The following is a 7,305-nucleotide window of genomic DNA, read 5'->3' on the forward strand; positions in this document are numbered from 1 at the left end:
CGCGCCTGCTTTTGCGAGGACGGCTTCCCCGGAACGATGAACCGACCTAAACCAGCCTCATGCCCAAGCTGACGTCGGCGGTCGATCCGCACAGTGCGGCCTTCAAGGCCCTTCATGCCCATAACAGCGCCCTGGTCGCGGAGCTGCGCGACAAGGTGGCCAAAGCCGCCCTGGGCGGGTCCGAGGCCAGCCGCGACCGCCATGTGAAGCGCGGCAAGCTGTTGCCGCGGGACCGGGTCGAACGGCTGCTGGATCCGGGTTCGCCCTTCCTTGAGGTCGGCCAGCTGGCCGCCAACGGGATGTATGGCAACGACAAGGACCCCGACGGGGCTCCGGGTGCGGGCATGATCTGCGGTGTCGGCCGCGTTTCCGGTCGCGAGGTGATGATCGTCGCCAACGACCCGACGGTGAAGGGCGGGGCCTATTTCCCGCTGACGGTGAAGAAGCATCTGCGGGCCCAGGAGATCGCCGAGCAGAACAATCTGCCGTGCGTCTATCTGGTCGACTCCGGCGGGGCCAACCTGCCGCACCAGGCCGAGGTCTTCCCCGACCGTGACCATTTCGGCCGTATCTTCTTCAACCAGGCGCGGATGAGCGCGAAATCGATCCCGCAGATCGCCTGTGTCATGGGCTCCTGCACCGCCGGCGGGGCCTATGTGCCGGCCATGTCGGACGAGAGCGTCATCGTCCGCAACCAGGGCACCATCTTTCTGGCCGGGCCACCGCTGGTGAAGGCAGCGACGGGCGAGGTGATCTCGGCCGAGGAGCTGGGCGGGGCCGAGACCCACGGGCGCAAGTCCGGCGTGGTCGACTATGTGGCCGAGAACGATGAGCACGCGCTGGAGATCGTGCGCACCATCGTCGACAGCCTGAACACGGTGAAGCGGGTCGAGATCGATGTACGTGAGCCGAAAGCCCCGGTCTTTGACGCTGACGAGCTGTACGGTCTGATCCCCGACGACGTGCGCGCCCCCTATGATGTGCGCGAGGTCATCGCCCGTCTGGTCGACGGCTCCGAGTTCGACGAGTTCAAGGCCCTGTACGGCACCACCCTGGTGTGCGGCTTTGCCCGCATCTGGGGCTACCCGGTGGCCATTCTGGCCAATAACGGCGTGCTGTTCTCGGAGAGCGCGGTGAAAGGGGCCCATTTCATCGAGCTTGCCTGCAAGCGGAAGATCCCGCTGGTGTTCCTGCAGAACATCTCCGGGTTCATGGTCGGCGGGAAATATGAGGCCGGCGGCATCGCCAAGGACGGGGCCAAGCTGGTCACCGCTGTCGCCTCGGCCGAGGTGCCAAAATTCACCGTCCTGATCGGCGGAAGCTTCGGGGCCGGCAACTACGGCATGTGCGGCCGGGCCTTTGCGCCGCGCTTCCTGTTTACCTGGCCCAACAGCCGGATCAGCGTCATGGGCGGGGAACAGGCGGCCTCGGTGCTGGCCACCGTCCACCGTGACGCTGACAGCTGGACGCCCGAGCAGGCCGAGGCCTTCAAGGCCCCGGTGCGCCAGAAATACGAGGACGAGGGCAATCCCTACTATGCCACGGCGCGGCTGTGGGACGACGGGGTCATCGACCCGGTCCAGACGCGCGACGTTCTGGGGCTGGCAATTTCGGCCTCATTGAACGCGCCGGTGAGCGAAACCACCTTTGGCGTGTTCAGGATGTAGAGACTGCCCCTCTCCCGACCGGGAGAGGGATTATATGAGGATAGGCTATGACCGACCGCAAGACTCCCACCGAAGCCGACCTCAATGCGCTCGACGTCACCGACGCCGAGGCGGCCAAGATCAATGCCATCGTCCATCCGCTGCTGACCGATCCGGCCCCGGACGCCGATGACCGGCTGGTGCAGATCCGCTCGACCGCCACGGGCTTCGTCTTCATCACCATCAATCGCCCGGCCAAGAAGAACGCCTTCGACGCCCACACCATTGCCGCCCTGCACGAGGCGTTCGAGACCCTGCACGGGGCCGACCACATCCGCGCGGTCTTCATCCGCGGCGCGGGCGGCACCTTCAGCGCCGGGGCCGATCTGCAATGGATGGCGGATGCCTCCGGCTGGTCCGAGAGCGACAATCGCGAGGACGCCATGGGTTTGGCGAAGATGCTGAAGGCGCTGCACGACATTCCGGCCCTGACGGTGGCGATCGTCGAGGGCGCGGCCATGGGCGGCGGAGCCGGTATCGTCGCCGCCTGCGACATGGCCGTGGCCGTCAGGGGAACCAAGTTCGCCTTCTCCGAGGTCAAGCTGGGCCTGATCCCGGCGACCATCGCTCCCTATGTGGTCGAGGCCGTGGGCCCACGCTGGGCCCGGGCCCTGTTCCTGACGGGCAATCCGTTCGACGCGGACCACGCGGCCCGCATCGGCCTGATCGATTCGGTGCTGGCTGACGCCGATGCCATCGACGGCTACATCTCCTGGGTCGCCGAGGGTCTGGGCAGCAGTGCCCCGGGGGCCATGGGCGAGGCCAAGCGTCTGGTGCATCACGTCGCCGGTCATCGCATCGACCACGCCCTGATGGAGGACACGGCCCACCGCATCGCCAAGGCTCGCGTCTCGGTCGAGGGCCAGGAGGGCGTCCGCGCCTTCCTCGACAAGCGCAAGCCGCGCTGGGCGGAGTGACAGTGGCGCGGGCGGAAACCGCACGCTAGGAACGGCTCATGTTCAAATCCGTCCTGGTCGCCAATCGCGGCGAAATCGCCTGTCGTGTGTTCCGCACTGCCCGTCGCATGGGTATCCGAACCATCGCTGTCTATTCCGAGGCTGACGCGAAGGCCCTGCATGTGCGCGAGGCTGATGAGGCGGTGCTGATCGGCCCGGCGGCGGCGCGGGAGTCCTATCTGGACGCGGCCAAGGTGCTGGCGGCAGCGAAGGCGACCGGGGCCGAGGCTATCCACCCCGGCTATGGCTTTCTGAGCGAGAACGCCGACTTCGCCGAGGCCGTCATGGCCGCCGGTCTGGTGTGGATCGGCCCGCCGCCCGCGGCCATCCGCGCCATGGGGCTGAAGGATGCGGCCAAGAAACTGATGATCGACGCGGGCGTGCCGGTCACCCCCGGCTATCAAGGCGAGGCCCAGGACGTCGCCACCCTGACCACCGAGGCCGCGCGCATCGGCTATCCGGTGCTGATCAAGGCCGTGGCCGGCGGCGGCGGCAAGGGTATGCGCAAGGTCGACCGGGCCGAGGATTTCGCCGACGGCCTGGCCAGCGCCCAGCGCGAGGGCCAGTCGTCGTTCGGCGATCCGCGCGTGCTGATCGAGAGCTACATCACCCGGCCGCGCCACATCGAGGTTCAGGTGTTCGGCGACACCCATGGCACCGTGGTCCACCTGTATGAGCGCGACTGTTCGCTGCAGCGGCGCCACCAGAAGGTGATCGAGGAGGCCCCGGCCCCCGGCATGGACGCCGCCACTCGCAAGGCCGTGACCGACGCCGCCGTGCGCGCGGCGAAGGCCGTGAACTACGAGGGCGCGGGGACCATCGAATTCATCGCTGACGCCTCGGACGGGCTCAAGGCCGACCGCATCTGGTTCATGGAGATGAACACCCGGTTGCAGGTCGAACACCCGGTGACCGAGGCCGTAACCGGTGTCGATCTGGTCGAATGGCAGTTCCGCGCGGCGGCGGGCGAGCCCGTGCCGCTGAAGCAGGCCGAGATCAAGTTGAACGGCTGGGCCATGGAGGCGCGATTGTATGCCGAGGACCCGGCCAACGGCTTCATGCCCAGCATCGGGAAGCTGGAGCATTTCCGCCTGCCCGACGACATCCGCATCGACACCGGCGTGGAGGAGGGCGGCGAGGTCAGCCAGTTCTACGACCCGATGATCGCCAAGCTGATCGTCCATGCCGGGACGCGGGAAGAGGCGGCCGAGGTTCTCGCCGAAGCCTGCAGCGAGGTCGAGGTCTGGCCGATCAAGACCAATGCCGCCTTCGCGATGAAATGTCTGGAGCACCCGCGCTTCGTCAGCGGGGATATTGATACCGGATTCATCGCCGCGGAGGAGGCCGAACTGGCCGCCGAGCCCCTGTCGGCCATGGGTCTGGAAGACGCGGCCCATTATCTGAGGACCGACGCGGAACCGGACGCGAGCGAAGACCCCGGCAGTCCCTGGGACGGCTGGAACGGCTCGCTCGGATTCCGGGCCAACGCCGCTGCTACGACGCATCAATATCTGGTGGTCAACGGCGAAGGCCGGGCGGCGCCGATGCTCGACGCGCCTCATGCGGTCATCAGCTATCTGCCGCTGACCGATGGGGTCGGCGTTGCCTTCGAGAACGGCTCGGCCTTCGAGGTTCGCGCCTTCGCCCGTGCCGGAGCCGGGGGCGGGGCGGCCTCCGACGGCTCCCTGCGCGCCCCCATGCCCGGCAAGATCGTCGCCACCCCGGTCAAGGCCGGGGACGCGGTGACCAAGGGGCAGCCGGTCGTGGTGCTGGAGGCGATGAAGATGGAGCACGCCCTGGTCGCGCCGTTCGACGGGGTCGTGGGTGAGGTCGGCTTTGCGGTCGGCGATCAGGTCGGGGCCGATGCGGTGCTGGCGACGGTCGAGGCCAGCGCCTGATCGAGAAAGTTATCAAATACAGAAACTTATAAGATTTATCTGCCGACCCCTGTGATCGCGGAGGCTGAGTCGATTGGACTCGGTAAATACCGAGTCCATCGAGTGCAAGTCGCTGATTTTGACGTCCTTTATTTGCACGTCTTCGGACTCTATGAGTCCAACGGATTTAACCCTCTCCCGCCGGGAGAGGGTCAAACGGTGTTCTTCCTTGCGAATCCGAAATGGATGCTAAAGCCGGGCTCATGCCTCTTCATATCATCAAGCTCTGTGTCGGCGTGGCCAAGGTCGAGACGCTGGAACGGCGGGCCGCCAAGAATCAATGGTTGATCGTGCCGACGCGGATGACGCCGAAGCGCGCGACCGAGATCGAGGACGGCGGTTCGCTGTACTGGGTGATGAAGGGGTCGGTCGTCTGTCGCCAGCGGGTGCTGGACATCACGCCGGCGGGTGAGGGGAAGACCGGAGCGAAATGCCAGATCCGCCTGTCCAACGAGGTCGTGCGCACGGCCCCCCAGGCGCGGCGACCGTTTCAGGGCTGGCGCTATCTGGAACCCAAGGACGCGCCGCCGGACCTGTCGACCCTGGACCCCGGCGACCTGCCCGAGGACCTGGCCAAACACCTCCGCGAGATGGGGGCCTGGTAGAAATCCCTTCTCCCCTTGCGGGAGAAGGTGGCAGCCCTCGGCTTGCCGGGGGCTGACGGATGAGGGGTCACACCGGCGGCAGTGCGCGCGGCGGATGTCCATGTCTTTCAGGTCGGATCGACCCCTCATCCGACCTCGCGTCGCTCGGCCACCTTCTCCCGCAAGGGGAGAAGGATCATATTGACGCCGGACCCCGGTCGTGACCTTTGCCGCCTCCGATGTTCAGCCTGAGTCGCCCGACCCGTACCGCCATTCGCGACCTGCTGACCCTGGCATGGCCGGTCGTTCTGGCGCGCATCGGCATCATGACCATGGGGCTGACCGACGTCATCGTCGTCGGCAACTGGTCGGCGCGCGAGCTGGCCTACAGTTCGCTGGCCCTGGCCCCGGTCACTATTCTCGTGACCACGGCGGTCGGGCTGATGATGGGCGTTCAGGTGATGACCGCCCGCTATCTGGGCGAGGGGCGGCGGCATGAGGTCGGCGGCGTGTTCCGGCGTGGCGTGGCCTATGGGTTGCAGCTGGGCGTGGCGTCGATGCTGGCGATGATCGTGTTCGGCCCGTGGGTCATGCGTCACGCCGGTCTGGCCGACGGCCTGGGCGAGGGAGCCTCGCCGACCCTGATCGTCTTTGCCCTGTCGATGCCCGGCTATCTGGTCAGTGTCGCGGCGCAGTTCTTTCTTGAGGCCCTGCACCGGCCCAAGGCCGGGATGTGGGCCATGTGGGTCGCCAATGCCGTCAATCTGGTGCTGAACCTGGTGCTGGTACCGGACCTGCTGGGTCTGGGCATCGAGGGGGCTGTTGCCTCGGCCTGGGCCACCTTCGGTGCCCGCACCGCCCTGGCCGTGTTCCTGATCATCTACATCCTGCGTCTGCCCGAGGCGCGCGCGCTGGGCGTGTTCGAGCGCCCGGCCCGCAACCGCACCGCCGAGCGCGAACAGCGCAAGGTCGGCTACGGGGCCGGGTCCAGCTATTTCATCGAGGTCGGGGCCTTCGCCGCCATGACCTTCATCGCCGGTCAGCTGGGGGCACTGGAGACCTCGGCCTGGGCCGTGGTGCTGAACGTCACCGCCATCATCTTCATGGTGCCGATGGGATTGTCGGCGGCGGCCGGGGTGATGGTCGGGCGGGCCTATGGCGAGCGCGACGGGCGCGGCGTGCTGCGGGCCGGACTGGTCGGGATCGCGGTGGTGTCGACGATCGGTTTTGCGGTGGCCCTGATCGTCTGGCCGGGCGCGGGCCTGATCGCCAGCGCCTACAATCGCGATCCGGCCCTGCTGGCCGTGGTGGTGCCGGCTTTGGTGCTGACCTGCCTGTTCTTTGTGGCCGACGGAATTCAGGCCGTGGCCGCCCAGGCCAATCGCGCCGCGGGGGACGTCTGGTGGCCGACCATCATGCATTTCGTCGCCTATGGCGGGGTGATGATCCCGGCCGGCTGGTGGCTGGCGCATCAGATCGGCGTCAACGGACTGGTCTGGGCCATCATCATCGCCAGCCTGTTCTCGTCGGTGCTACTGACCGGGCGGTTCCTGCGGGTGGCGCGGCGTCTGCCGACTCGTCAGGTTGAAGCTTCAGTATTGCGCTGACCGGTAACCGGTGAGATAGTTGCGTTTCAAAACCCATAGGTGAAACGCCATGACCCTGCTGTTTCCTTTTCTGATCCAGATCACCCTGTCGCTGGGCCTTGTCCTGCTGCTGGGCAATACTCGCGTTGGCGCACTGAAGCGTCGCGAGGTGCGGCTGGCCGATGTCGCCGTCGCCAATGACGCGTGGCCGACCCGGGCACGGATCATCGCCAACCAGTACCAGAACCAGTTTGAGGCACCGGTGCTGTTTTATGCCCTGGTGATTATGGCCATCGTGGTCGGGGCCGACGGCCCGGTGATGACCGGCCTGGCCTGGGCCTTTGTCGCCAGCCGGCTGGTGCACAGTCTAATCCACTTGAACGGCAACAATGTGCGCCGCCGGTTTCTGGCCTTCGTTAGCGGGATCATGATCCTGATCGGCATGACGATTACTCTCGCCGTTTTCGCCGCGACCCACACCCTCTAGGTGTGGAGCCTCAACAGGTTGTCCTCGGCGAGGGCGAGTCTGCTGATGG

6 protein-coding genes are annotated in these 7,305 nt (G+C 66.6%); all 6 read left to right on the forward strand.

Going from position 1 to position 7,305, the window contains the following annotated elements; translation table 11 throughout:
* The first annotated feature begins 59 nt into the window (after positions 1-59).
* The 6 genes from AAC050_RS13940 to AAC050_RS13965 all read left to right on the forward strand — a co-directional run bounded on the left by AAC050_RS13940 (position 60) and on the right by AAC050_RS13965 (position 7,256).
* A complete protein-coding gene (locus AAC050_RS13940; RefSeq protein WP_339915694.1) occupies positions 60-1,667 on the forward strand; it encodes a carboxyl transferase domain-containing protein in 1,608 nt (535 codons plus the stop codon).
* A 47-nt stretch (positions 1,668-1,714) separates the two neighbouring features.
* Complete coding sequence (locus AAC050_RS13945; protein WP_339915695.1) at positions 1,715-2,623, forward strand: enoyl-CoA hydratase-related protein; 909 nt, start codon at positions 1,715-1,717, stop codon at positions 2,621-2,623.
* A gap of 38 nt (positions 2,624-2,661) precedes the next feature.
* On the forward strand, positions 2,662-4,560 hold the full coding sequence (locus AAC050_RS13950) for a biotin carboxylase N-terminal domain-containing protein (protein WP_339915696.1): 1,899 nt from the start codon (positions 2,662-2,664) through the stop codon (positions 4,558-4,560).
* A gap of 242 nt (positions 4,561-4,802) precedes the next feature.
* Entirely contained in the window at positions 4,803-5,204 is a 402-nt protein-coding gene (locus AAC050_RS13955) for a DUF1489 domain-containing protein (RefSeq protein WP_339915697.1), read from the forward strand.
* 218 nt (positions 5,205-5,422) lie between these two features.
* Positions 5,423-6,790: an MATE family efflux transporter gene (locus AAC050_RS13960; protein WP_339915698.1), complete on the forward strand. Its 1,368-nt coding sequence runs from the start codon at positions 5,423-5,425 to the stop codon at positions 6,788-6,790.
* A 49-nt stretch (positions 6,791-6,839) separates the two neighbouring features.
* The gene (locus tag AAC050_RS13965) at positions 6,840-7,256 is read left to right on the forward strand and encodes an MAPEG family protein (RefSeq protein WP_339915699.1); all 417 of its coding nucleotides are present in this window, start codon (positions 6,840-6,842) and stop codon (positions 7,254-7,256) included.
* Positions 7,257-7,305: the final 49 nt, after the last annotated feature.

The sequence above is a fragment of the uncultured Brevundimonas sp. genome, assembly GCF_963974615.1.
In the GTDB taxonomy this organism is placed as follows: domain Bacteria; phylum Pseudomonadota; class Alphaproteobacteria; order Caulobacterales; family Caulobacteraceae; genus Brevundimonas.